This is a genomic window from Mesorhizobium sp. WSM4842 (assembly GCF_055901575.1).
This window is the reverse complement of the sequence record NZ_CM148372.1, coordinates 4168908-4194071: the sequence shown is the minus strand read 5'-3', so window position 1 is coordinate 4194071 and position 25164 is coordinate 4168908. Positions and strand designations below refer to the sequence as shown.

Sequence of the window (25164 nt, the reverse complement as noted above, 5' to 3'; positions counted from 1 at the left end):
TCCGTCACGGCAGGTTCCGTCTTCAACATGACCTTTTCGCATCGCGCCGCCTTTGGCCTAGCCGAATGCGCCGACTAGCGGTTGCGATCAAAGTCGCGGCTTGCGACATACGCGCATGGCACCCTCACCCTCGCTCCCCAAGGCCGCATTCTGGATGGCGCTGTCGATTGCTTCGTTTCTGACGATGTCGGTCGCCGGCCGCGCCACGACAGCCGAGCTCAACGTCTTCCAGGTGCTGGAGCTGCGCTCGGTGATCGGCCTTTTCATCCTCCTGCCGCTGGTGATGATGTCGGGCGGTTTTGCAGCGATGCACACCAAACGCCCCTTGGCCCATATCGCCCGCAACGTCGTCCATTATGTCGGCCAGGCGGCATGGCTCTACGCCTTGACGCTGATCCCGCTGGCCGTGCTGATCTCCATCGAATTCACGACGCCGATCTGGACGGCCATTCTGGCGGTCGGCTTTCTTGGTGAAAGACTAAGCCGGCCCAGACTTGCGGCCATCGTGCTCGGGCTGATCGGCGTGGTGATCATCGTCCGTCCGGGCGTCGGTGCCGTCGATCCGGGACATGTTGTCGTGCTGGGTGCCGCGGTCTGCTTCGGTATATCTGTGGTCCTGGTCAAATCGCTGACGCGGACGGACAGCGTCGTGTCCATCATCTTCTGGATGCTGGTCATCCAGTCGATGCTCGGCCTTGTCCCGGCGCTCTACGAATGGCGCAACCCGCCGCTCGAACTGTGGCCGTGGCTCCTGCTGATCGCCTTCACCGGCATGTCGTCGCATTTCTGCATGGCCCGCGCGCTCGCCTATGCCGACGCAACCGTCATCTCGCCGATGGACTTTTTGCGCGTGCCGCTGTCGGCGCTGATCGGCTGGCTGCTGTATCAGGAGCAGATCGACGCTTTCACCGCCGGCGGAGCCTTGCTGATCCTGCTCGGCAATCTGCTCAATCTGCAGAAGAAAGCGACCAAACCAGCGGAAGTGGCAGCGTCGTAGCATTTTGCAGCCAAACGTCTTCGTTTGGCGTCCGACAAAATGCGTTAAAGCAAAGAGCTAGAGCGCGGTTTTGGTTCCACCAAAACCGCGCTCTAGTCTCGCATTTCAGTCGCCTTCGTCGGGTAGTTTCAGACCCGGAAAGCAGTCAGACCGGTTCCGCCTCGATGACACTGATGCGAGGTCCGGCTTCAACGATATTCGCGACCCGAAAATCCGACGCCGCAAGCAGCAACCTGAATTCTTCCGCCGTGCGCTCCTGCCCGCCCGGCATGACCAGCATGTTCAGATCGCCAAATTTTGCGCTGGCGCCTTCGTTGGGCGCCGCCAGAATGCTCTCGAGCACCAGCAGCTTGCCTTCTGGGCGCATCGCCCGGCGGCAGGTTTTCAGGATCCGGATGTTTGTGTCGTCGTCCCAGTCATGCAGGATCCATTTAAGCACGATCGCATCGGCGCCCTCGGGCACCGAGACGAAGAAATCGCCGGCGACGATGTCGCAGCGATCGGCCACGCCCGCAGCCTCAAAGACCGGGCCGGCCTTCGTCACGACCTGCGGCTGATCGAAAAGAATGCCGCGCTGGCCGGGATTGCGGCGGAGGATTTCGGCAAGCAGCGCGCCCTGCCCGCCTCCGACATCCATGACGACAGAGAACGGCCGGAAGTCATAGGCCGCGATCACCGCAGCGGCGACGCCACGCGACGTGGCCGTCATCGCCCGGTCGAAGATGACGGACTCTTCCGGATGCTCCGCCCGGTATTCCCAAACGCCCTTGCCATGAGCGTGGCGAAAGGCGTTTTCGCCGGTGCCGACACTGTGCTGAAGATCGCTCCATGCCCGACGGAAATACGGCCGTCCGGCCAGAATCGCCCACGGCGCGACCGAATACTGAACATCGGATCGCAACGCGCCGCCAACCGGGGTCAGTGAGAAGAAGCGGTCTTCCGCTTCATGGAACACGCCGACCGAAGCAAGGGCGCGCAGCAGCCGGTAGAGCGCCTGCGGATGGGTATTGGTCAGCGCGGCCAGTTCGCCGCTGGTGCGTTTTCCGTCCTTGAGATGGTCTGCAATGCCCAGCGTGGCGGCGACGCATATCGCCTGAGATACCTGGAACCCATTGACCATTTTCTGGAGTTCGGCAGCGGCATCCCGCTCATCCATGACCAGCTCCCCTGGCCGCCAAAAAGACCCAGGCCGCCGAGCTCACAATACCAGCGGCATCGTCACCGGGCAATGCGACCGGGCTGGCGGAATACGGTCGTTAGCTCACACCAGTTCCACTTCCACCACGCCCGGCACCGCGCGCATGGCCGACGCGATCTGTGGCGAGACGCGGTAACGGTTGGGCAGTTCGATCTCGACCTCGCCCTGCGCCTCATCCTTGATGACGATAATACTCACCTGGCTGTCGCCGCGCTGGGTAAGCTGCGATTGAATCGCCGACGCCGGTCGGTCATCCCTGACAAAGATGCGCAAGGCCTTCTGGATACGGCTTGCCTCGTCTTCCAGAGACTGCACGGTCTGGATGCGCAGGTTGACGCCTTCGGGCCTGTCCTCGGCCGAAACGGTGATCACCACCGAACGGCCGGGCTCGAGCAGGTCGCGATACTGCGCCAGCCCCTCGGAAAACAGCACCGCCTCATACTGGCCCGACGTGTCGGAAAACTGCACGACGCCCATCTTGTTGCCGGTGCGCGTCTTGCGCTCCTGCTTGGTGGTGACGGTGCCGGCAAGCCGCCCGGCGGCAGCACCCCGTTTGACGGCGGCCGAGAACTCGGCCCAGGTCTGCACCCGCATCTTCTGCAGCGCCGCCTTGTATTCGTCCAGCGGGTGCGCCGAGAGATAGAAGCCGACCACCTGGAATTCACGGTGCAGGCGGTCGGCGGCAAGCCACGGGTCGGTCGCCGGCAGATTGAGCGCCTGCGACTGCGCGCCGAGCGAGGCGCCAAAAATATCGTGCTGGCCCGACATTGCATTCTGCTGCGCCAGCGACGCCAGCCCCATCATCCGCTCGACGCCCGCCATCATCGCGGCGCGGTCGTGGCCGAAGCAGTCGAGCGCGCCGGCCATGATCAGGCTTTCGAAGACCCGCTTGCCGACGATCTTCGGATCGACCCTTTCGCAGAAATCGGCGAGGCTCTTGAACGGTTTTTCGCCGCGCATGGCGACGATGTGCTCGACCGCCGCGTCGCCGACGCCCTTGAGCGCGGCCAGCGAATAGAAGATTCGGTTCTCGCCGACCTCGAAGGCGCGGAAGCTGGTCATTACCGACGGCGCCACGACATCGATGCCGAGGCGCAGCGCATCCTGGCGGAAATCGGCGAGCTTGTCGGTGTTGCCCATGTCGAGCGTCATCGACGCGGCCAGGAACTCGACCGGGTAGTGCGCCTTCAGATAGGCCGTCTGGTAGGAGACGACTGCATAGGCGGCGGCATGCGACTTGTTGAAACCGTAGTCGGCGAACTTTGCCAGCAGGTCGAAAATGAAGTCGGCTTGCGGCTTGCCGACGCCACGTTCAACCGCGCCCGAAACGAAGCGTTCGCGCTGCTTGTCCATCTCGGCGCGGATCTTCTTGCCCATGGCGCGGCGCAGCAGATCGGCTTCGCCGAGCGAATAGCCGGCAAGCTCCTGCGCGATCTGCATCACCTGCTCCTGGTAGACGATGACGCCTTGCGTCTCCTTCACCAGATGGTCGATTTTCGGATGGATCGACGCCATCTCCTCCTCGCCATGCTTTCTGGCGTTGTAGGTCGGGATGTTCTCCATCGGTCCCGGCCGGTAAAGCGCGACCAGCGCGATGATGTCCTCGATGCAGTCGGGCCGCATACCGATCAGCGCCTTGCGCATGCCGGCACTTTCCACCTGGAACACGCCGACCACTTCGCCGCGCGACAGCATGGCGTAGGTGTCGGGGTCATCGAGCGGAATGTGGGCGAGATCGATCTCGATGCCGCGGCGGCGGATCAGCTTGACCGCGGTCTCCAGCACCGTCAGCGTCTTCAGGCCGAGGAAGTCGAACTTCACCAGCCCGGCCTGCTCGACATACTTCATGTTGAACTGGGTGACCGGCATGTCGGAGCGCGGGTCGCGATACATCGGCACCAGCTCCCATAGCGGCCGGTCGCCGATGACGATGCCGGCGGCGTGCGTCGAGGCGTGGCGGTAGAGCCCTTCCAGCTTCTGGGCCATGTCGAGCAGCGTCTGGACGATCGGCTCCCGTTCGGCCTCTTCGGCAAAGCGCGGCTCGTTGGCGATGGCGTCGGCGAGCTTGACCGGATTGGCCGGGTTCGACGGCACCATCTTAGAGAGCTTGTCGACCTGGCCATAGGGCATCTGCAGCACGCGGCCGACATCGCGCAGCACCGCGCGGGCCTGCAGCGTGCCGAAGGTGATGATCTGGCCGACCTGGTCGCGTCCGTATTTCTGTTGGACGTAGTGGATGACCTCCTCGCGCCGGTCCTGGCAGAAATCGATGTCGAAGTCGGGCATCGACACGCGGTCTGGATTGAGGAAGCGCTCGAACAGCAGCGAGAAGCGCAGCGGATCGATGTCGGTGATGGTCGTCGAATATGCAACCAGCGAGCCGGCGCCCGAACCGCGGCCCGGACCGACCGGAATGCCTTGCGCCTTCGCCCATTTGATGAAGTCGGCAACGATCAGGAAATAGCCGGGGAACTTCATCTTCTCGATAATGCCGAGTTCGAACTCCAACCGTTCGCGGTATTGTTCGACTGTGTAGCCAGGGGCCAGACCGTGCGCCGCGAGCCGCGCCTCCAGCCCTTCATGCGCCTGTCTGGCAAGCTCCTGCGCCTCCGCCTTCACCGCCGCATCAGCGTCGGCGACATCGCCGCCGGCAAAGCGCGGCAGGATCGGATTGCGGGTCTTGGGATAGTAGGAGCAGCGCAGCGCGATCTCGACGGTGTTGTCGATCGCTTCCGGCAGATCGGCGAACAGCCTCGCCATGTCAGCCTGGCTCCTCAGAAAGTTGTCGGGCGACAGGCGGCGGCGATTGTCGACGGCGACGACCGAACCTTCGGCGATGGCGATCAGCGCGTCATGCGCCTCATAGTCGTCGCGTGAGGAGAAAAACGCCTCATTGGTGGCGACCAGCGGCAAGTCGTTGGTATAGGCGAGATCGACTGACGATTTCTCGATGGCCCGGTCATAACCGGAAACCCGCTCGAGCTCGACATAGAGCCGGTCGCCGAACAGCGCTTTGAGCGCCAAAAGCCGCGTCTCGGCGAGATCGCGGCGATCCTCCTTCAAGGCATTGCCGATCGGGCCGCGCGGCCCGCCGCTGAGACAGATCAGGCCGTCGCAATGGCCTTGCAGCATCTCGGTCGTCAGATGCACGGCCTCGCCGGGCGGCGTTTCCAAATAGACCCGGCTGACCAGCCTGACCAGATTGCTGTAGCCGGCCTCGGTCGCAGCGATCAAAACCACCGGCCGCATCTCCGGGCCTTGCCGCCTGCGGTCGCGCTGGCTGTCGCTGGCTTCACCGGAAAAGGCGAGAGCGGTCTGGCAGCCGATGATCGGCTGGATACCCTCCTTCACCGCCTTCTGCGCAAATTCGAGCGCGCCGAACAGATTGTTGGTGTCGGTGACGGCGATGGCCGGGGCGTCATCCCTCACCGCATGGCCGACGACCGTGCCGAGCTGCAATGCGCCTTCGAGCAGCGAATAGGCCGAATGCACGCGCAGATGAATGAACGGCCGCGCCGGCAGTTCCGGCCGCGACGCCTTGACAAAGGCCTCACGTCGCAACGGGTCGCGTGGAAGTGTCTCATTCGCCATGGTTTTTAGCGCCGCTTGAAAGGACTCAGTCGATGAAGACGTATTGTCCGGCACCGGACGATGCGAGTCCAGCGAGAGCGGGCGCTCGACCGGCCAATTGTGGCGCCGTCCCTCATCCGCCGGCCGACACCTTCTCCCCGTATAGTGACGGGGCGAAGGGGCTGGTCGCAACCTTGGCACCCATTCTGCAAACGCTGGTGATTGGCGAAATCCTTTGAAAGGCAGCTTTCTCCCCGTCCCTATACGGGGAGAAATGCCCGGCAGGGCAATGAGGGGCAGCGCAAACCTAAGGCGATTGCCTTGTAGCTGCCAGTGGCTCAACTTGACAAGTGACGGCAGTTATGTTGCGCCAATGATCCGCCGCCGAGGCCGTTTTTTTGTTTTCAGCCTCACGCGAATTCCATGATCACCGCGTCGACGGCGAGACTGTCGCCCGGTTTTGCCCTGAGTTTCGAAACGGTGAGATCGCGCTCGGCGCGCAGCACGTTTTCCATCTTCATCGCCTCGACCACCGCCAGCGTCTCGCCGGTCTTGACCTCCTGCCCTTCGGCAACGGCGATCGACACGACGAGGCCGGGCATCGGGCAGAGCAGCATCTTCGAGGTGTCAGGCGCCACTTTTTCCGGCATCAGCCTTTCGAGCTCGGCGATGCGCGGCAGCATGGCGCGTGCGGTCACCGACATGCCTTTCCAGGCGATGCGAAGCCCGTTCGGTACCGGCCTGATCTGCGCCGCGATTCTTCGGTCGCCGACCGTGCCGCGCCAGATGAGATCGCCCGGACGCCAGTCGGAGGCTACCGTCAGCGCCTTGCCGCCGTCGATCGACAGACCGAACTCCATCGGAATGGAGATCATACCTTCGATAACCGAGGCCGAAAGGTAATCCCCGCCGATCTTGACCACCCAGTCGCGTTTCAGGACACCCGAATGCGGCGCCAGCCGCCCGCCCAGCCGGTCGAGCCGATCGCGGCGCAGCAGTTCGACCGCGGTGGCGATCGCTGCCAGCACCGCCTTCTCCTCGCTATCAGGCACGATCGGCGCGAAGCCATCAGGATATTCCTCTGATATGAAGGCGGTCGATATCAGCCCTTCCCGCCAGCGCGGATGCTGCATCAGCGCCGCCAGGAACGGCATGTTATGCTCGATGCCGTCGACGACGAAGCTGTCGAGCGCCACGGACATGGCGTCTATTGCCGCGATCCGAGTAGGCGCCCAGGTGCACAGCTTGGCGACCATCGGATCATAGAACATCGAGATTTCCGAACCTTCGGTGACGCCGGTATCGTTGCGGACGACGATTTCGCCGAACCGTCCCTCTTCCGGTGGCCGGTATCTCGTCAGCCGGCCGATCGACGGCAGGAAATTGCGATACGGGTCCTCGGCGTAGAGCCGGCTTTCCACCGCCCAGCCGTTCAGCTTGACGTCGCTTTGCTTGATGACGAGCTTTTCGCCGGCAGCAATGCGGATCATCTGCTCGACCAGATCGATGCCGGTGATGAGCTCGGTTACCGGGTGCTCGACCTGCAATCGCGTATTCATTTCAAGGAAATAGAAGGTCTTTTCGCTGTCGACGATGAACTCGACCGTGCCGGCGCTCTGATAGTCGACCGCCCTCGCCAGCGCCACCGACTGCTCGCCCATGGCTTTCCGGGTCTTGGCGTCGAGGAAGGGCGAAGGCGCCTCTTCGACGATCTTCTGGTTGCGGCGCTGGATCGAGCATTCGCGCTCGCCGAGATAAAGCGCGTTGCCATGCGCGTCGGCCAGCACCTGGATCTCGATGTGGCGCGGATCGACCACGAACTTCTCGATGAAGACGCGGTCGTCGCCGAACGAGCTTTTGGCCTCCGACCGCGCCCGGTCGAACCCGTCGCGCACCTCGGCCTTGCTCCAGGCGATGCGCATGCCCTTGCCGCCGCCGCCGGCCGAGGCCTTGATCATCACGGGGTAGCCGATCTCGCCGGCTATTTTCTCGGCATGACCAGCATTCTCGATGACGCCGAGCCAGCCCGGCACCGTGCTGACTTTGGCTGCATTGGCGAATTTCTTCGACTCGATCTTGTCGCCCATCGCCCTGATCGCTCTGGGTTTCGGGCCGATGAAGACGATGCCCTCCTTCTCCAGCGCCTCGCAGAAGGATGCGCGTTCGGACAAAAACCCGTAGCCGGGATGCACGGCTTCAGCACCTGTCGCCTTGCAGGCAGCGATGATCCTCTCCGGCACCAGATAGCTCTCAGCGGCCGGCGAAGGCCCGATATGCACAGCCTCGTCGGCCATCTCGACATGCACGGCGTCGCGATCGGCATCCGAATAGACCGCCACGGTGGCAATGCCCATCTTGCGCGCCGTCTTGATGACGCGGCAGGCGATCTCGCCACGATTGGCGACCAGGATTTTTGTGAACATGCGGGTTGCGTTCCCTCGGCTGCCTTTCTTTTATGGGCTTCGCCCGGCCGGTCAAGGCAAGTTGGCGCATATCCCCGGGCGCAAGTCGTCCGGCGCCGGCCAAAACCCGGCAACGAACTGTCAATTCGTCCCATAGTCCAGAACCTGCAGATACGCTAATGCTCGGCCCCGATTGCAGACTTGCCCCTGAGAGGAGAGCCCCGATGAAAACCCGTGCCGCTGTCGCTGTCGCCGCCGGAAAGCCGCTGGAAATCCTGGAGGTCGACCTCGACGGACCGCGCGACGGCGAGGTGCTGGTCGAAATCAAGGCGACCGGCATCTGCCACACCGACGAATTCACGCTGTCGGGCGCCGATCCCGAAGGCATCTTTCCGGCGATCCTCGGCCATGAGGGTGCAGGCATTGTCGTCGATGTCGGCAAGGGCGTCACCTCGGTCAAGAAGGGTGACCACGTCATCCCGCTCTACACGCCGGAATGCCGGCAATGTCCGTCCTGCCTGTCCAGAAAAACCAATCTGTGCACCGCGATCCGCGCCACGCAGGGGCAAGGCCTGATGCCGGACGGCTCGTCGCGCTTCTCGATCGGCAAGGACAAGATCTTCCACTATATGGGCTGCTCGACCTTCTCCAACTTCACCGTGCTGCCCGAGATCGCGCTGGCCAAGGTCAATCCCGACGCACCCTTCGACAAGATCTGCTACATCGGCTGCGGCGTCACCACCGGCATCGGCGCGGTGATCAACACTGCAAAAGTCGAGATCGGCGCCACGGCCGCCGTCTTCGGTCTCGGCGGCATCGGCCTCAACGTCATCCAGGGGCTGCGCCTCGCCGGCGCCGACATGATCATCGGCGTCGACCTGAACAACGACAAGAAGGAATGGGGCGAGAAATTCGGCATGACGCATTTCGTCAATCCGAAGGAGATCGACGGCGACATCGTGCCCTATCTCGTCAACATGACCAAGCGCGGCGCCGACCAGATCGGCGGCGCCGACTATACGTTCGACTGCACGGGCAGCACCAAGGTGATGCGGCAGGCGCTTGAGGCATCGCATCGCGGCTGGGGCAAGTCGGTCGTCATCGGCGTTGCCGGCGCCGGCCAGGAGATCTCGACGCGGCCGTTCCAGCTCGTCACCGGACGCACCTGGATGGGCACCGCCTTCGGCGGCGCGCGCGGCCGCACCGACGTGCCAAAGATCGTCGACTGGTACATGGACGGCAAGATCGAGATCGACCCGATGATCACCCACACGCTGAAGCTGGAGGACATCAACAAGGGTTTTGATCTGATGCACGAGGGCAAGAGCATCAGGAGCGTGGTGGTTTACTGACGAGAACCACCAGCCGCTGATACCGCGACTTGGACCGCGAAGAAGCAAGGCAATCGCTTCAGGTTTGCGCTGCCCCTCATTGCCCTGCCGGGCATTTCTCCCCGTATAGTGACGGGGAGAAAGACGCCTTCGCAAAGGATTTCGCCTATCTCCAGCGTTGCAGAAAGCGAGCCGAGATTGGGCCAGCCCCTTCTCCCCGTCACTATACGGGGAGAAGATGCCGGCAGGCAGATGAGGGGCGGCGCCGACCTTTGAAGCGACTGCGCTGCACCAACAGGTCCGGAGCGTTGCGGGGATAGCGACCACTCGAATATCATCGACGGGGCTTGGCGAAATCGCCCGGCTTCATACGCGTTGGAATGAACCATGTCCGCACCCGCCGTTTACGTCGACGCCGATGCCTGCCCGGTGAAGGCCGAGGTCGAGAAAGTCGCCGAGCGCCATGGCGTCGTCGTCACCTTCGTCTCCAATGGCGGCCTGCGCCCGTCACGTGACCCGATGATCCGCAACGTCGTCGTGTCCAAGGGCGCCGACGCGGCGGACGACTGGATCGTCGACAATGCCAAGCCCAACGACATCGTTGTGACATCAGATATCCCGCTTGCCGCCCGCACGGTGGCGCTCGGCGCCCATGTGCTTGGGCCGACCGGGCGCCCGTTCACGCCGGAAACGATCGGCATGGCGGTGGCGATGCGCGACCTCAAGCAGCATCTGCGCGAGACCGGCGAAAGCAAGGGCTACAATGCCAGTTTCGCGCCGCAGGACCGCTCGCGTTTTCTCGGCGAGCTCGACCGCATCTTGCGGCGTGCGTTGAAATCCGCCGCACCGGATTAGAACGCGATCTTGAGGCCCAGCTTGCCGCTGACGGTTGAACTGTCCTCGGACCATTTGCCGCGAATTTCAGTGCTGACGGTTGTCGATGAAGACATCTTCAGATTGAAGCCGGAGGACAGCGCCACCGAGAAGTCCGCATCCTCAAAATTGCTCTTCAGACCAGAAACGCTTGCCGTGTTCGAATAGCCGAAACGCTGCTGCAGATCCGCGCGCGCATAAGGGCTGATGACCATGCCGTTTCCGAGCTGGTAATCCGCGTAAACCCCAGGGTCGAACTTGATCGCGCCAAACGATAAACGGCTCTTTCCAAACTCAGTGCCGGCGTCGTCCGTGTATGCGTCGCCGGTAAAGGTAACGCCCAACAGCCCGCCACGAAGATCGAAACGCATGCGATCGGTCAAGTTGAAGATGCGGCCGATCGACCCTGTTATCGCGTAGCCTTGCGTGTCGTAGCTGCCGTCATTTCCCTTGACGTCCGTGTTGCCCAGGAACGCCGAGGCGGCCACAAGAGCATAGCTGGTGCCTTTACGATAAAGCCCATAGCCGCCGAACATGCCGCTTTTGTTGGTCGCGTCACCGACACCAAAAACGTCGACATTGACGTCAGCCGAGGCATAACCGCCGAACAGCCCCAGATTCAATCCGTGCTCGCTGTCGAATCCGAAATGCTTTGCCGCGTTGAAGTCGACACTGGCGGCAGCGGAGAATTCTTCGACGTCGAAGCTCGGTCCGTCAAAGACGTCGAAATCGTCCGAAACGGTGAAGCCGTCATGCTCCGTGTGGGCCAACTGGCCGGAAGCGAAAACGCCGAACGGTGAAGACTGGGCCGGCGGAGCTGCGATTGCGGGGCCGACTTCCGCCTGGATGATGTCGTCGGACAATTTGAGAAGAGCATCCAGGGACGTGTCGACAATCGCGCTATTGACGGTCACGCCGACGTAGCAGTCCGCCTGAAAGCCGCCCTCACTGTCGTCGATACAGGCGTTTGCCTTCGAGGGCAGCAAAACCAATGCAGCACCAATCGAAATTGAACTCGCGCACAGGCGCAAACACCAACTCCTGCCTTTCATTGTCCCCCTCCCCTGCTACTTGTGTCATCTGGCTTAAATATCAGGACATGCAATGCGCAGTTGAACTATGAAAAACATCACTGACTGCAGTAGATGCGGGTGCAACACTACGCCAGCGCTGGTAGGAGCATAACAAATTATCTCTGGCGTGGATATGATTTCGTCTGGACCGCTGGCTTCCGGCGGGCCGAAATGGTTGCGGCGGCTATCGTCCGGCTGGACCCCACGGCATCTCTAGAAACCGAGCTCGGCCAGATCGAAGGCTGGGTTGCGCCTTACGCTTCCTTTGATTTGGGTTCTGGTGTAAAAATTGCGGCGGTCTTCGGTCGGGCGGACACTTCGGCGACTTGAAGATGTCACGCGCCGAAACGAGCCCTTGCCATGAGCTACCGTCTTCTCCTGCGCATTGCTGTGGTCCTGCTGGTTTCCCTTTTCGGATCCCTCGGCGTTCGAGCCGCGGTCGAGGAAGGCCAGTCGCCACAGCCAGGCAAGCGGCTCGCGATCGTCATCGGCAACTCCGACTACCGGAGCGCCCGTCTCCCGCATCTGGCCAATGCTGCAAACGACGCGACCAGATTTTCTGAAAGCCTGAAGAGGCTGAAATTCGATGTGCTAACGGCAACCAACCTGTCGTCCGACGGGTTCACCGAGCTTTTCAAACAAGCCGAGGGCAAGTTGGCAGGCGCCAGCGCTGTCCTCATCTTCTACGCTGGCCACGGCGTGCAACTCGGGGGCGAGAACTATCTTCTGCCGGTCGATACGCCCAACGCCGAGAACCTGCAGGAGTTGATCGCGGGCGCGGTCAAGCTCAACGATGTGATTTCGAGATTTGCCAGCCGTGAAAGGCAGACCTTCGTGTTTCTTGATGCCTGTCGTAACAACCCGATGGGCAAAGGCCCCAGCGCCATGGACGGCCTCGCGCAGATCGAAGTCGGTGAAAACACGTTCATTGCCTTTGCAACACAGCCTGGCAACGTTGCTGTCGACGGCTCGGGCGACAACAGCCCCTTCACCACGGCATTGTTGAAGAACGTCGAAATTCCCGGGCTCAGCATTTCGGATATGATGATCCGGGTGCGCAACGAGACCGAGGCAATCACCATCGGGCGTCAGGTTCCGTGGGATCAGTCGAACCTTCGCGAGCAGTTTTACTTCACCGAGCAGCAAGTGCTCGACCCGGCCCAGCTCAGCGCCAGCCTGTCGCGCATCCTGGCCGATCCTGCCGCCAAGGAGAGGTTGAAGGTCGAGCTCGCTTCCAACGACCTGCAGACGGCCGTGCTGATCGTTGGCCAGACATTGCGTTCGGTCGAGGTTTCGCCCTTACCCGACGCTGCGGCCAAGCCCGCCGGCACGCAGGTCGCCAGCCTCGAGGGGGCCAGGCAGAGCATCGTCTCCGGACTTGAAGCGCTGATCGTCGGTACTTCGGCGACTGAAACGGATTCCCAAAAAGCGACCGATCTCGCGCGCAGCATCCAGACCGAATTGCGACGTTTGGGCTGCTATCGGATGACAGTGGACGGAAGTTGGGGCAAGGGCTCCGTGCGCGCGCTCGCCAACTACTACAAAAACACCGCGAGAACCGCATCTGCGACCGAGCCTACGGTTGAACTCCTGAGTGACCTGTTCCTGCACTCCGGGCGGGTTTGCAAGGACCCGGTGGTCGTGCGGAAGATCAAGCCGGCGAAGGTGGCATCAGAGGCGGCTCCGGCGCGCAAGGGGGCGGGCAACCGAAAAGCCGCAAGGTGGCAGCAGCAATCCTCGCGCCCGGTTGCACCTCCGCCCGACATCAGCGGCGGCATTGGGATCGGCGGGGTTTTCTAACGCACGCCGCAAATCGGAATCGATTTTTTGCTTCGCCACCTTCGGTTCGGAAAGGATCATGCGCAGATTTCAAAAGTGTTACAGTGTCCTTTCGCGTCCGAAAGGACGCTCGGCACCGTAGAAGACGGACCGCCATCAGAGGCCGGGCCATGACGACCGAGCTGCCCCTGAAGAAACCACTGCACCGCCACATGCAGTTCGCGGTGTCGGCCTGCATCGGTGTAGTGGCACTGGCGATCGCGCTGGTCTTGCGCACTCCGCTGGCCCTTTCGATCGGCGCCAATGCGTTTTTCGCCGCCTACACCGTCATCGTCGTCGCCCAGATGCCGCTGCTCACCGACCGCTATCTGAGCAAGAACGCGCGGGCCACCGACCAGCCGGTGCTGGTCATCTTTGCGGTGACGCTGATTGTCGTCACCGTCGCCATCATCTCGCTGTTCCAATTGATCAATCGGGAGGGCAGCGCGCACCCTGTCGAACTCACCTTCGCGCTGCTGTCGATCCCGCTCGGCTGGTTCACCATCCACGCCATGACAGCGCTGCACTACGCGCATGTTTACTGGGTCAACGATGAAGAGACCAACCCCGGCAGCAAAGCGAAACAGAAAAAGCCGGTCGGCGGTCTCGTATTTGCCGGTAAGGAACGGCCGGACGGCTGGGACTTCCTCTACTTCTCGACCACCGTCGGGATGACCTCGCAGACCTCCGATACCGCGGTCTCGACCACGCAAATGCGTCACATCGTGCTTTTGCATTCGATCCTGTCGTTCTTTTTCAATACAGTGATCGTCGCCGCAGCGGTCAACCTCGCCGTCAGTCTCGGGAGCCGGTAGTATCGGGCAGCTCGTAATAATTCCGTGATCGGATGAAACATCGCTTTGGCTGGCAACGTATTGGGAGGAGAACGATCGGAAAGGCCGACTGAACGGCCGGGAGGACGCGAAAGAATGGAATCGGTTGCCAGGAGCCAATCCACCGTCGGGCCAGATACTGCCCTCCCGAAGGATGCGACGCTGATCTACCGGCAGTCGCGCTGGACGCGGCTGACGCACTGGCTCTGGGCCATCTCGCTGTTCTTCATGCTGCTTTCCGGCCTGCAGATCTTCAACGCCCGCCCACAGCTCTATATCGGCAAGGAGTCGGGATTTGCGTACAACAACACCGTCTTCGCCATTGGCGCCGAGAACACCGCAAACGGCCCGCGCGGCTACACCGAAATCTTCGGCAAACGCTTCGACACAACCGGTGTGCTCGGCTGGTCGGGGCCGGCGGGTCGGGAGACGTCCCGCGCCTTCCCGTCCTGGGCGACGATCCCCTCTTATTATGACCTCGGCACCGCCCGCGTTGTCCATTTCTTCTTCGCCTGGATACTGACCACGACACTGGTCGTGTGGCTGGTCGCCAGCCTGGTCAACGGCCATCTGCGCCGCGATCTGGCCCCGCGCATCGACGATCTCAGGCGTTTGCCGCGAGACATCGTCGATCATGCCAGGCTCAAGTTCCGTCACACGCGCGAATACAACACGCTGCAGAAGATGGCCTATGGCGGCGTAATGTTCGTGCTGCTGCCGCTGATGATCATCACCGGCCTTGCCATGTCGCCGAGCATGAACGCGGCGCTGCCGTTCCTCAACGATCTGCTCGGCGGACGGCAGACGGCGCGGACCATTCATTTCATTGTAATGCTGCTGCTCGTCGCCTTCTTCATTATCCATATGCTGATGATCTTCGCCGCCGGCCCGATCAACGAGCTGCGTTCCATCATCACCGGCTGGTACCGAACCGATCCGCCGGCGCATCGCGGCAAGGCGCCGGAAAGGAGTGCGTGAGATGGCGAAGTTTGTGATCAGCCGCAGGAAATTCCTGACCTCGGCCAGCCTCGGCGTCTCCGGTATCATGCTGTCGGGTTGCGATGCCTTCGACAGCCAGCTTCGCGTCGGCGACGGCCTGCGCAGCTTCCTCGAAGCCGCCAACGGACTGACGTGGCGCGCGCAACGTCTGCTCGCCGGCGATTCGCTGGCGCCGGAATTCACCGAAGCCGACATTCGCCAGCCGCAGCGGCCGAACGGCGTCACCGCGCCGGACGACGATGTCTACAAGGGTCTGCTCGCCAACAATTTCGCCGACTGGCGGCTCGAGGTTTCCGGCCTTGTCGAAAAGCCGCTGTCGCTGACCCGCGAGCAGCTGATGAACATGCCAAGCCGCACCCAGATCACCCGCCACGACTGCGTCGAAGGCTGGAGTTGCATCGCCAAATGGACCGGCACGCCGTTGTCGCTGGTGCTGGATCAGGCGGTGGTCAAGCCGCAGGCGCGCTACGTGATGTTCCATTGCCTCGACACGATCGACCGCAGCCTGTCCGGCGACATCAAATATTACGGGTCGATCGACCTGATCGATGCCCGTCATCCGCAGACGATCCTTGCCTATGGCTTGAACGGCAAGCCGCTGCCGGTCGAGAACGGCGCGCCGCTGCGTGTCCGCGTCGAGCGCCAGATCGGCTACAAAATGCCGAAATATCTCCGCAAGATCGAGCTGGTCGACAGTTTCGCCGCTATCGGCGGCGGCAAGGGCGGCTACTGGGAGGACAATGGCTACGACTGGTACGGCGGCATCTGAGGCCATAGCTCCGCCATTTCCGATCAGTGTTTTAGCGCTTTTTGCTCAAGCGACCTTGTCGATCAGCGGCTTGAGCACCGGATGGATTTCCGGCGAGGCATGTTTGATGAGTGTCAGCAGCGCGCGCTCGTTCTCATGCAGCGGCCGGTCGCTGCCAATGCGCTCGGCCAGCCACTTCGCCTCGCTGGCGTCGATGGTTTCGGCGCGGCGGGCCAGCGCCTCGGCTGCCTTGTTCTTCGATTCCCATTCGGATTCGATATCACCCGGCGCGCTATAGGCTTCCATGATGCCGGCGAGACCGCCCGATACCATGCGGCCGAAGAAGCCGCCGATCTCCGGATGGGCCTGATCGGAAAGAATCCCGGCGCAGCGCCACGTCGCGTACCGGCGCTTCGTAGCCGGCCGAGCACATGACGAAATTGGCGATCGCCTTGACGAAGAGATCGTTCCAGGATGGGTCATTGTGGACCGCCGCGGTCCGCTCGTTGATCTTGAATAGCATCTCGGCCTCGGCGCGAGTGATCGCAATGTTGCCGTCGCCGCCATGGGCGTAGAGAATGCGGCGCAGAAGCTCAACCTCGGCTTTGGCGATCAGGCCAGGAACCAGCTTGCCGCCGTGCATCAGTGGCCCCTTGCCGTCGATGACGGCATGGGCGACCTGCTCCAGCGCATAGGCGCAAAGCCCGTTCGGCGAGGATTTCGCCCTTTCCAGCACATGCACCAGCAATTCGAGTTCGGTCCAGCTGTCGACCATGCCGTCGCGCGAAATCGCTCGGACCAGCCAGTCGGCATCGTCCTGCGAGATATAGCCCGCCGGCTTTTCCTGATGAACGATGAACTCGGTGACGGCTTCGATGAAAAAGTCCGGCCATTCCGCGCATTTGTGCTTGGCCGTTGCGTCGAGCGCAAACAGCGCCTCGGCCTCGCCGCGCGTCACCACACCATCGCCGAACACTTCGCGACGCAGCATGACGACATCCTCGGCCGTGATGCGGTCCTTCGAGGTCATGATCAATCCGCCCATTTTCGTTCCCCGTCCAAACGTCGTTTGGACCCATATATCGGCAGTGTCTTGAGAAACCGGCAAACCGCGTGGTTAGCGAAGACTTGTCGGTAAGGTGTCGCTGGCAGGTGACAAGGTGTCGCCCACAGGCTATGGATGAAGAGTCGAGGGCTCAAATTGAGTCCTACCTGTTTGCGGGAGAGAGCAGCGAGAGCTGCCGCCGAAGGGGAAATCGCCCGAAATCTCTCAGGCAAAAGAACCGTAGACGGGAAAGACACTCTGGAAAGTCGGGGCTTGCCCCCGCGCCGAAGGTGTAAGCGCTGCCGACAGAGTTACGGGGCGCGAGTCTCTCAGGCTTCAGACAGAGGGGCACGGACTGGTCGCCATTCGCGGCCGATTGCGTGCGACTCTGGAGATGACATGACGGGCGACGACACCAAACACCTTCCCCTCGAAGACCTGCACGTGGCCGCCGGTGCGCGCTTTGGCGCGTTCGCCGGCTGGTCGATGCCGCTGACCTATCCGGCCGGCGTGATGAAGGAGCACCTTCATGCCCGCGAACATGCAGGGCTGTTCGACATCTCGCACATGAAGCTGTTCGAGATCAGTGGCTCGGGCACCGTCGCACTTCTGAACCGAGCCTGCCCGTTAGACGCCGGCGCGCTTGAGATTTCCCAGTCCAAATACACGTTCCTTCTCAATGAAGCCGCCGGCATCCTCGACGATCTGATCGTCACCCGGCTCGGCCAGGCACGCTTCATGGTCGTCGCCAATGCCGGCAATGCCGAAGCCGACGAAAAGCACCTGCGCGCCCTTGCCATGGATTTTGACGCAAAGGTGGACGCACTCGACCGCATCTTCCTGGCGATCCAGGGGCCTGAAGCCTGGGCCGCCCTATCCCGCGGCGGCATCGAAACCGGATCGCTGCTGTTCATGCACGGCTTTGAGCCCCGCGAGAACTGGTTCATGAGCCGGTCGGGCTATACCGGTGAAGACGGTTTCGAGATCGGCCTGCCGGAAGCGGACGCGCGAAATCTCGTCGCCAAACTGCTCGTGGACGAGCGCGTGATGTGGGTTGGGCTGGCCGCCCGCGACAGCCTGCGGCTCGAAGCAGGGCTGTGCCTGCACGGACTGGACATCACGCCTGAGATCGACCCGGCCAGCGCCGGGCTGATGTGGGCGATCCCAAAGGAGGTTCGCGCCTCTGGCGCTTTCATCGGCGCCGACGCATTGCGTGCAATCCTGGAGCGCGGCCCGGCGCAGAAACGCGTCGGCCTGAAGCCGGAAGGCCGCCAGCCGGTGCGCACCGGCGCTGCCCTTTTCGACGCCGACGGCGATCCCGCCGGCCACGTCACCTCCGGCGGCTTCGGCCCCTCGGCCACCCATCCGGTCGCCATGGGCTACGTCCTGACAGCGCTGGCCAAACCTGGCACAAAACTCTTCGCCGACGTTCGCGGGACGAAAATCCCGGTCGATATCAATCCCCTGCCCTTCACGCCGCATCGCTACCGCAAAGGATGAACCTTCTCATGGCAAAAACCTATTTCACCGAAGATCACGAATGGCTCCGCGTCGAAGGCGGTGTCGCCACCGTCGGCATCACCGACTACGCACAGGAGCAGCTCGGCGATCTCGTCTTCGTCGAATTGCCGGAGCTTGGGAAAAAGCTGGTCAAGGGCGATACGGCCGTCGTGGTCGAATCCGTCAAGGCGGCATCGGACGTCTATGCACCGGTCGACGGCGAGGTCACCGAGGCCAACACCTCGCTCTCGTCGGACCCGTCTCTGGTCAATTCGGCAGCGACCAGCGACGGCTGGCTGTGGAAGATGAGGCTGGCCGATGAAAGCCAACTCGAAGGTCTCCTGGATGAGGCCGCCTATAAAGCCCATATTGGTTGATAGAAGGACCAGGAAAGATGACCGCAGCACCCTACTCCTTCTCGGCCCGCCATATCGGCCCCGGCCTCAATGACGTCAGAGCCATGCTGGCGACGATCGGCGTTCCCTCCGTCGAGACGCTGATCAGCCAGGCTGTGCCGAAATCGATCCGGCTCGACCGGCGGCTGGCCTTGCCGGCCCCGGCGAGCGAAGCGGAGGCGCTGGCCGAGCTTTCAGCGACAATGGCGAAAAATACAGTTCTGAAGAGCTTCATCGGCGCCGGCTACCACGGCGTCCACGTGCCGCCGGTCATCCAGCGGAATCTGTTCGAGAATCCGGCCTGGTATACGGCTTACACGCCCTACCAGGCCGAGATCAGCCAGGGCCGGCTCGAAATGCTGTTCAATTTCCAGACGCTGGTCACTGAGCTGACCGGGCTGCCGGTGGCGTCTGCCTCGCTGCTCGATGAAGCGACGGCGGTGGCCGAGGCGGTCGGCATTGCGTTACGCCATCATCGCGACAAGCGGACCAAAGTGGCGCTGGCCGGCACGCCGCATCCGCAGACGCTCGACGTCGTGCGCACCCGCGCCGAACCGCTCGGCATCGAGGTCGACGGCGAAACCATCGACGACAATACCGCCGCTCTGCTGGTCTCCTGGCCCGACACGTTTGGCGTCTATGGCGACCACAAGGCGGCAATCGAGAAAGCCCGTGCCACCGGCGCGCTGGTCGTCTTCATTGCCGATCCGCTCGGGCTGACGCTGACCGAAGCGCCGGCAAAGCTTGGCGCCGACATCGCCGTCGGCCCGATGCAGCGCTTCGGCGTGCCGATGGGCTTTGGCGGGCCGCACGCCGCCTATTGCGCCGTCTCCGACAGGCTGACGCGGCTGATGCCCGGCCGCCTTGTCGGTCAGTCCACCGACAGCAAGGGCCGCCCCGGCTATCGCCTTGCGCTCCAGACGCGCGAACAGCATATCCGCCGCGACAAGGCGACATCCAACATCTGCACCGCGCAGGCGCTGCTCGCCAACATGGCGACGGCCTATGCGATCTGGCACGGCCCCGCCGGGCTGCAGGCGATTGCCGGCCGAACCCATGAATTGGCTAACCGGCTGGCTGCCGGTCTCAAAGCAGCAGGCGTTTCGGTGCTTGGCGCAAGCCGCTTCGACACGGTGACGGTGGAAGTGAAAGGCAGAGCCGGCGCGATCGCCGCCGCTGCTGAAAAGACCGGCCGGCTGCTGCGTGTCATCGACGCCGACCACATCGGCATCAGCTTCGATGAGACCTCGACCGATGCCGATCTGGACGCGATCGCGGCGCTGTTCGGCGCCAAGCCGGGCGCCACTACCGGCAGCACCATGCCCGGACAGCCTCGCGGCAAGGAGTTTCTCACGCAGCCCGTCTTCCACGACAACCGCTCGGAAACCGACATGATGCGCTTCCTGCGCCGGCTGGCCGACAAGGACCTGGCGCTCGACCGCGCTATGATCCCGCTCGGCTCCTGCACGATGAAGCTCAACGCCGCCGCCGAGATGATGCCGGTAAGCTGGCCTGATATCGCCAACCTGCACCCCTTCGCCCCGGCAAGCCATTCGGCCGGCTACCGCGCGATGATCGACGAGCTGGAAGGCTGGCTGGCGGAGATAACCGGCTTCGACGCGGTGACCCTGCAGCCCAATGCCGGCAGCCAGGGCGAATATGCCGGGCTGCTTGCCATTCGCGGCTATCACCGCTCACGCGGCGAAGGCCACCGCACGGTCTGCCTGATCCCGTCATCCGCGCATGGCACCAATCCGGCGAGTGCGGCGATGGCCGGCATGAGCGTCGTCGTCGTGCGCTGCACCGAAGACGGCAACATCGACGTCGATGACCTGAAAACCAAGGCGGACGAGCATGCGCAAGACCTCGCAGCGCTGATGTTCACCTATCCCTCGACGCACGGCGTTTTCGAGGAAGGCGCGCGCGACATCTGCGCCCTCGTCCACAGCCATGGCGGCCAAGTCTATTTCGATGGCGCCAACCTCAACGCGCTGGTTGGCCTCGCCCGGCCGGGCGACATCGGCGCCGATGTCTGCCACATGAACCTGCACAAGACGTTCTGCATCCCGCATGGCGGCGGCGGTCCCGGCGTCGGCCCGATCGGCATCAAGGCGCATCTGAAGCCGTATCTGCCCGGCCACGTCACCGAAGGCTCGGGTCATGCCGTGTCGGCCGCACCATTCGGCAGCGCATCGATCCTGCCGATCACCTGGATGTATATCCGCATGATGGGCGCTTCGGGCCTGAAGCAGGCGACCGAGACGGCGATCATTTCCGCCAACTACGTGGCGACGCGGCTCGAAGCGCATTTCCCGGTGCTCTACAAGGGCCGCCACGGACGCGTCGCCCATGAATGCATCCTCGACACCCGCGTGCTCAAGGACAGTGCCGGCATCAGCGTCGACGACATCGCCAAGCGGCTGATCGATTATGGTTTCCATGCGCCGACCATGTCGTTTCCGGTGGCCGGCACCTTGATGGTCGAGCCGACCGAGTCCGAGCCCAAGAGCGAGGTGGATCGATTCTGCGAAGCGATGATCGCGATATCGGGCGAGGCAGCCAAGGTGGCGAAAGGCGAATGGCCCTTGGCCGACAATCCGCTGGTCAATGCGCCGCATACAGCGGCCGAGGCGCTGGCCGGCCAGTGGACCCATCCCTATTCGCGCCTGGAGGCAGCCTACCCCGCCGGTGATGCCGACACATCAGCCAAATACTGGCCGCCGGTGTCGCGCATCGACAATGTCGGCGGCGACCGCAACCTCGTCTGCTCCTGCCCGCCGCTGTCGGAATATCTGGGGGCGGCGGAGTAGACCATGATCCCGAAAAGTGGAATCCGGTTTTCGGACAAGATCATGGTCTAACAAGAAGATAGAAGCCTCAATCAGGCAGAACGCAAGGCCGGCGCGTCGGCCTTGCTCGTCTTCTGGGCGACGACGCGATTTCGCCCGGCGCGCTTTGCCGCATAAAGTGCGGCGTCGGCTTCGGCCAGCACATGGTCGAGGCTGGTCCCATCCGTCCCGCCAAAGCCGATGCCGCCACTGACGGTGCTGCGCAACGGACCAAGCTGGGTGGCCACGATTTCCGTGCCGAAGGCGACGCTGATCTTGCTCGCAATGTCGTAAGCCTTCTCTTCAGTCATCCGCGACATGACGAGGACGAATTCCTCGCCACCCAGCCGGAAGGCGTCGACTCCGGTCCTGGCATATTTCCTGATGACAGCGGCGAAGCGGCGCAGAACCTGATCACCGACCGGATGACCGAATACGTCGTTCGTTTTTTTGAAATGATCGAGGTCGAACATGGCGACGGACATGAACGGGCCGAAAACCCGCTCACCGTAGAATGCCGTCAACGCCCGCCGGTTCATCAGCCCGGTCAATGGGTCGGTCATGGTCTCGGCCTTCAATTCGATCTGCGCCTGCAAGTGGTGCAGGGAGAGCGTCAGTGCGCCGAGCCCGGTCATGCAGGCGACCGCGACGACGGAATTCAACCGTTCGGCCCAATTGTCGGGCGCAACGCCGAGCTCCCATTGGCCCTCGACCAGCAGGACCGCGCCGCAAAGCACGAAGGACAGCGCACAGACGCAGCTCAGGAAGGAAACGACCAGCAATATCCGGCGATCGTGGCCACCTTTGATCCAGAACATCACCCCGATAAGCGAGAGCAGCGCCGTTACCGTCGCGTAGGTGACGATGAAGCCGACGCCATCAAGGCCCAGCGACGTCGCGCCTGCGCAAACCGCCATCGCAGCCACGGTCGGCAAGATGGCGCGCCTGTAGTCGCGCACGCCGAGATACTGCATGGCCGACAGGCAGAGGGTCAGGAAGCCCAGGCTGAGAAGCGCAAGCACAATCTGGCAAAGCCAGGGGCTGGGATGCCTGGCATAATGCCAGAACAAGACCACATGCGCGACGAGCACGAGAATGCCGCACGCCACCGTCAGCACATAGCGTGCCTGCGGCGCGGTGAACCAGATCGCAAACATGGTGATGCTGAGGCACGTGCCCGACAGCGCCGCCGCGAGCAGGAGCGAACTGTAATCCAACATGCGCTAGCAGCAGCCTTTTCACGGGTTCTGCCGCATTCTAGGCCACCGGCAGTGGACGGATACCGTTTTTCGGCCAACCTTCGGACGTAACCTTCGGACAAGGTTTACAAAGCGTCGATGCCCTCGACCCATTTCCGCCGCTTGGTTGTCGGATGGTTTTGCAGTAAGAGGCTCTATCCTCGAACGTAACAGGAACCTCCGTCGCCTGCCCGCAAAAAGCGTGGCAGTATCGGGTGGTGATTCGCAGCATCGGAATCCAGGACCAGCATGAACGACAGCAACGATCTTTTCAGCAATTTGGACAAGCAGCCGCAACCGGTTCGCGCCACCGCGCGCCCAGCCGACCCGCTGGTGCAGGCGGCGAAGCGCCCGGCATCCCGCGACGGCAGCGAGAGCTACAGTGCCGCCGACATCGAGGTTCTGGAAGGGCTGGAGCCGGTGCGGCGGCGGCCCGGCATGTATATCGGCGGCACCGACGACAAGGCGATGCACCATTTGTTCGCCGAGGTCATCGACAATTCGATGGACGAGGCGGTCGCCGGCCACGCGACTTTCATCGATGTCGAGCTTTCGGCCGACGGATATCTGGCGGTGACCGACAATGGCCGCGGCATTCCGGTCGATCCGCATCCGAAATTCAAGAAGCCGGCGCTCGAAGTCATCATGACGACGCTGCATTCCGGCGGCAAGTTCGACAGCAAGGTCTACGAAACCTCGGGCGGCCTGCACGGCGTCGGCGTCTCCGTCGTCAACGCGCTGTCGGACCATCTGGAGGTCGAGGTCGCGCGCGGCCGCCAGCTCTATCGCCAGCGCTTTTCGCGCGGCGTTCCGGTGACCGGCCTGGAGCAGCTCGGCGAGGTGCATAACCGCCGCGGCACCAGGATACGCTTCCATCCCGACGAGCAGATCTTTGGCAAGGGTGCGGCATTCGAGCCGGCGCGGCTCTACCGCATGACCCGCTCGAAAGCCTATCTGTTCGGTGGCGTCGAGATCCGCTGGACCTGCGATCCGTCGCTGATCAAGGAGAAGGACACGACACCGGCTAAGGCCGAGTTCCATTTTCCCGGTGGCCTCAAGGACTATCTGAAAGCCTCGCTCGGCGACGAATTCCAGGTCACCCGCGAAATCTTTGCCGGCAAAAGCGACAGGCAAGGCGGTCACGGCTCGCTCGAATGGGCGGTGACCTGGTTCGGCGGCGACGGGTTTCTCAATTCCTACTGCAACACCATTCCGACCGGCGAAGGCGGCACGCACGAGGCGGGCTTCCGCAACGTTTTGACCCGCGGCCTGCGCGCCTATGCCGAGTTGGTCGGCAACAAGCGCGCTTCGATCGTCACGTCGGAAGACGTCATGATCTCGGCGGCAGGCATGCTGTCGGTGTTCATCCGTGAGCCGGAATTCGTCGGCCAGACCAAGGACAGGCTGGCGACGATCGAGGCGATCAGGATCGTCGAGACTGCCATCCGCGACCCCTTCGATCACTGGCTGGCCGACAATCCGCAGGAAGCCTCGAAGCTGCTCGAATGGGTGATCGCACGTGCCGACGAACGGGTGCGCCGCCGCCAGGAAAAGGAAGTGTCGCGCAAGAGCGCGGTGCGCAAGCTGCGGCTGCCCGGCAAGCTCGCCGACTGCACGCAGAATGCCGCGGCCGGCGCAGAACTCTTTATCGTCGAGGGCGATTCGGCCGGCGGCTCGGCGAAACAGGCGCGCGACCGCGCCAGCCAGGCGGTGCTGCCGCTGCGCGGCAAGATCCTCAACGTCGCCAGCGCCGGCAACGACAAGCTGGCCGGCAACCAGCAGATTTCCGACCTGATCCAGGCGCTTGGCTGTGGCACGCGGTCAAAATACCGCGATGAGGATCTGCGCTACGACCGGATCATCATCATGACCGACGCCGACGTCGACGGCGCCCATATCGCTTCGTTGCTGATCACCTTCTTCTATCAGGAGATGCCGAGCCTGGTCCGCGGCGGCCATCTCTATCTGGCGGTGCCGCCGCTCTACTCGATCCGGCAAGGCGGCAAGGTCGCCTATGCCCGCGACGACGCGCACAAGGACGAACTTCTGCGCACCGAGTTCACCGGGCGCGGCAAGGTCGAAATCGGCCGCTTCAAGGGGTTGGGCGAAATGATGGCCGCCCAGCTCAAGGAAACCACCATGGACCCGAGAAAGCGCACGCTGCTCAGGGTCGATGTGATCGACGCCGAGGCGGCGACCAAGGACACGGTCGACGCGCTGATGGGCACCAAGCCGGAAGCCCGCTTCCGCTTCATCCAGGAACGTGCGGAATTCGCCGAGACGGAAGTGCTGGACATCTGAGCGTTCTAGGGTTCG

General features: G+C 62.8%; 18 protein-coding genes and 1 riboswitch. Of the genes, 11 read left to right on the top strand and 7 right to left on the bottom strand.

Annotation, left to right across the window (positions count from 1 at the left end; genetic code table 11):
* The first annotated feature begins 115 nt into the window (after positions 1–115).
* Positions 116–997, top strand: coding sequence for a DMT family transporter (locus tag AC0NIE_RS20295; RefSeq protein ID WP_473487260.1), 882 nt, complete (start codon positions 116–118; stop codon positions 995–997).
* A gap of 145 nt (positions 998–1142) precedes the next feature.
* On the opposite strand, the gene AC0NIE_RS20290 is transcribed toward AC0NIE_RS20295, so the two are convergent.
* From AC0NIE_RS20290 to AC0NIE_RS20280, 3 genes are all read right to left on the bottom strand, one after another.
* Complete coding sequence (locus AC0NIE_RS20290) at positions 1143–2153, bottom strand: methyltransferase (protein ID WP_473487259.1); 1011 nt, start codon at positions 2151–2153, stop codon at positions 1143–1145.
* 105 nt (positions 2154–2258) lie between these two features.
* Positions 2259–5786 (bottom strand): DNA polymerase III subunit alpha, encoded by a 3528-nt coding sequence (dnaE, locus tag AC0NIE_RS20285; RefSeq protein WP_473487258.1) that lies wholly within the window; start codon positions 5784–5786, stop codon positions 2259–2261.
* 389 nt (positions 5787–6175) lie between these two features.
* On the bottom strand, positions 6176–8188 hold the full coding sequence (locus tag AC0NIE_RS20280; RefSeq protein ID WP_473487257.1) for an acetyl-CoA carboxylase biotin carboxylase subunit: 2013 nt from the start codon (positions 8186–8188) through the stop codon (positions 6176–6178).
* Positions 8189–8391: 203 nt separating this feature from the next.
* Between AC0NIE_RS20280 and AC0NIE_RS20275 the strand changes: the two genes are divergently transcribed.
* Complete coding sequence (locus AC0NIE_RS20275; RefSeq protein WP_473487256.1) at positions 8392–9519, top strand: S-(hydroxymethyl)glutathione dehydrogenase/class III alcohol dehydrogenase; 1128 nt, start codon at positions 8392–8394, stop codon at positions 9517–9519.
* Positions 9520–9885: 366 nt separating this feature from the next.
* Positions 9886–10353, top strand: a complete 468-nt coding sequence (locus AC0NIE_RS20270) for a YaiI/YqxD family protein (protein ID WP_473487255.1) — start codon at positions 9886–9888, stop codon at positions 10351–10353.
* Here AC0NIE_RS20270 and AC0NIE_RS20265 read toward each other — a convergent pair.
* Positions 10350–11402, bottom strand: coding sequence for an autotransporter outer membrane beta-barrel domain-containing protein (locus AC0NIE_RS20265; RefSeq protein ID WP_473487254.1), 1053 nt, complete (start codon positions 11400–11402; stop codon positions 10350–10352). The genes AC0NIE_RS20270 and AC0NIE_RS20265 overlap by 4 nt on opposite strands.
* A 402-nt stretch (positions 11403–11804) precedes the next feature.
* Between AC0NIE_RS20265 and AC0NIE_RS20260 the strand changes: the two genes are divergently transcribed.
* The 4 genes from AC0NIE_RS20260 (at position 11805) to AC0NIE_RS20245 (ending at position 15863) form a co-directional block, all read left to right on the top strand.
* Positions 11805–13244 carry a caspase family protein gene (locus tag AC0NIE_RS20260; RefSeq protein WP_473487253.1) on the top strand — a complete coding sequence of 480 codons (1440 nt, stop codon included), beginning with the start codon at positions 11805–11807 and terminating at the stop codon, positions 13242–13244.
* 149 nt (positions 13245–13393) lie between these two features.
* Complete coding sequence (locus AC0NIE_RS20255) at positions 13394–14077, top strand: DUF1345 domain-containing protein (RefSeq protein ID WP_473487252.1); 684 nt, start codon at positions 13394–13396, stop codon at positions 14075–14077.
* A 114-nt stretch (positions 14078–14191) separates the two neighbouring features.
* Positions 14192–15073: a cytochrome b/b6 domain-containing protein gene (locus AC0NIE_RS20250; RefSeq protein WP_473487251.1), complete on the top strand. Its 882-nt coding sequence runs from the start codon at positions 14192–14194 to the stop codon at positions 15071–15073.
* 1 nt (position 15074) lies between these two features.
* Positions 15075–15863, top strand: coding sequence for a molybdopterin-binding protein (locus tag AC0NIE_RS20245; protein WP_473487250.1), 789 nt, complete (start codon positions 15075–15077; stop codon positions 15861–15863).
* A 45-nt stretch (positions 15864–15908) separates the two neighbouring features.
* On the opposite strand, the gene AC0NIE_RS20240 is transcribed toward AC0NIE_RS20245, so the two are convergent.
* Both AC0NIE_RS20240 and AC0NIE_RS20235 read right to left on the bottom strand, forming a co-directional pair.
* Positions 15909–16148 carry a hypothetical protein gene (locus AC0NIE_RS20240; RefSeq protein ID WP_473487249.1) on the bottom strand — a complete coding sequence of 80 codons (240 nt, stop codon included), beginning with the start codon at positions 16146–16148 and terminating at the stop codon, positions 15909–15911.
* Positions 16135–16887, bottom strand: a complete 753-nt coding sequence (locus tag AC0NIE_RS20235; RefSeq protein WP_473487248.1) for a hypothetical protein — start codon at positions 16885–16887, stop codon at positions 16135–16137. Before AC0NIE_RS20235 ends, AC0NIE_RS20240 begins: the two co-directional genes overlap by 14 nt.
* 164 nt (positions 16888–17051) lie before the next feature.
* Positions 17052–17138, top strand: a riboswitch (glycine riboswitch).
* A gap of 148 nt (positions 17139–17286) precedes the next feature.
* On the opposite strand from AC0NIE_RS20235, the gene gcvT reads away from it, so the two are divergent.
* The 3 genes from gcvT to gcvP are packed head-to-tail and all read left to right on the top strand — an operon-like array spanning position 17287 to position 21592.
* On the top strand, positions 17287–18387 hold the full coding sequence (gene gcvT, locus AC0NIE_RS20230) for a glycine cleavage system aminomethyltransferase GcvT (protein WP_473487247.1): 1101 nt from the start codon (positions 17287–17289) through the stop codon (positions 18385–18387).
* 8 nt (positions 18388–18395) lie between these two features.
* Positions 18396–18764: a glycine cleavage system protein GcvH gene (gcvH, locus tag AC0NIE_RS20225; RefSeq protein WP_095492592.1), complete on the top strand. Its 369-nt coding sequence runs from the start codon at positions 18396–18398 to the stop codon at positions 18762–18764.
* Positions 18765–18781: 17 nt separating this feature from the next.
* Positions 18782–21592 carry an aminomethyl-transferring glycine dehydrogenase gene (gene gcvP / locus AC0NIE_RS20220; RefSeq protein ID WP_473487246.1) on the top strand — a complete coding sequence of 937 codons (2811 nt, stop codon included), beginning with the start codon at positions 18782–18784 and terminating at the stop codon, positions 21590–21592.
* Between the two features lie 71 nt (positions 21593–21663).
* Here the strand turns inward: gcvP and AC0NIE_RS20215 are convergent, their stop codons facing one another.
* Positions 21664–22830, bottom strand: a complete 1167-nt coding sequence (locus AC0NIE_RS20215) for a GGDEF domain-containing protein (protein WP_473487245.1) — start codon at positions 22828–22830, stop codon at positions 21664–21666.
* A gap of 267 nt (positions 22831–23097) precedes the next feature.
* On the opposite strand from AC0NIE_RS20215, the gene parE reads away from it, so the two are divergent.
* Positions 23098–25149 (top strand): DNA topoisomerase IV subunit B, encoded by a 2052-nt coding sequence (parE, locus tag AC0NIE_RS20210; protein ID WP_473487244.1) that lies wholly within the window; start codon positions 23098–23100, stop codon positions 25147–25149.
* Positions 25150–25164: the final 15 nt, after the last annotated feature.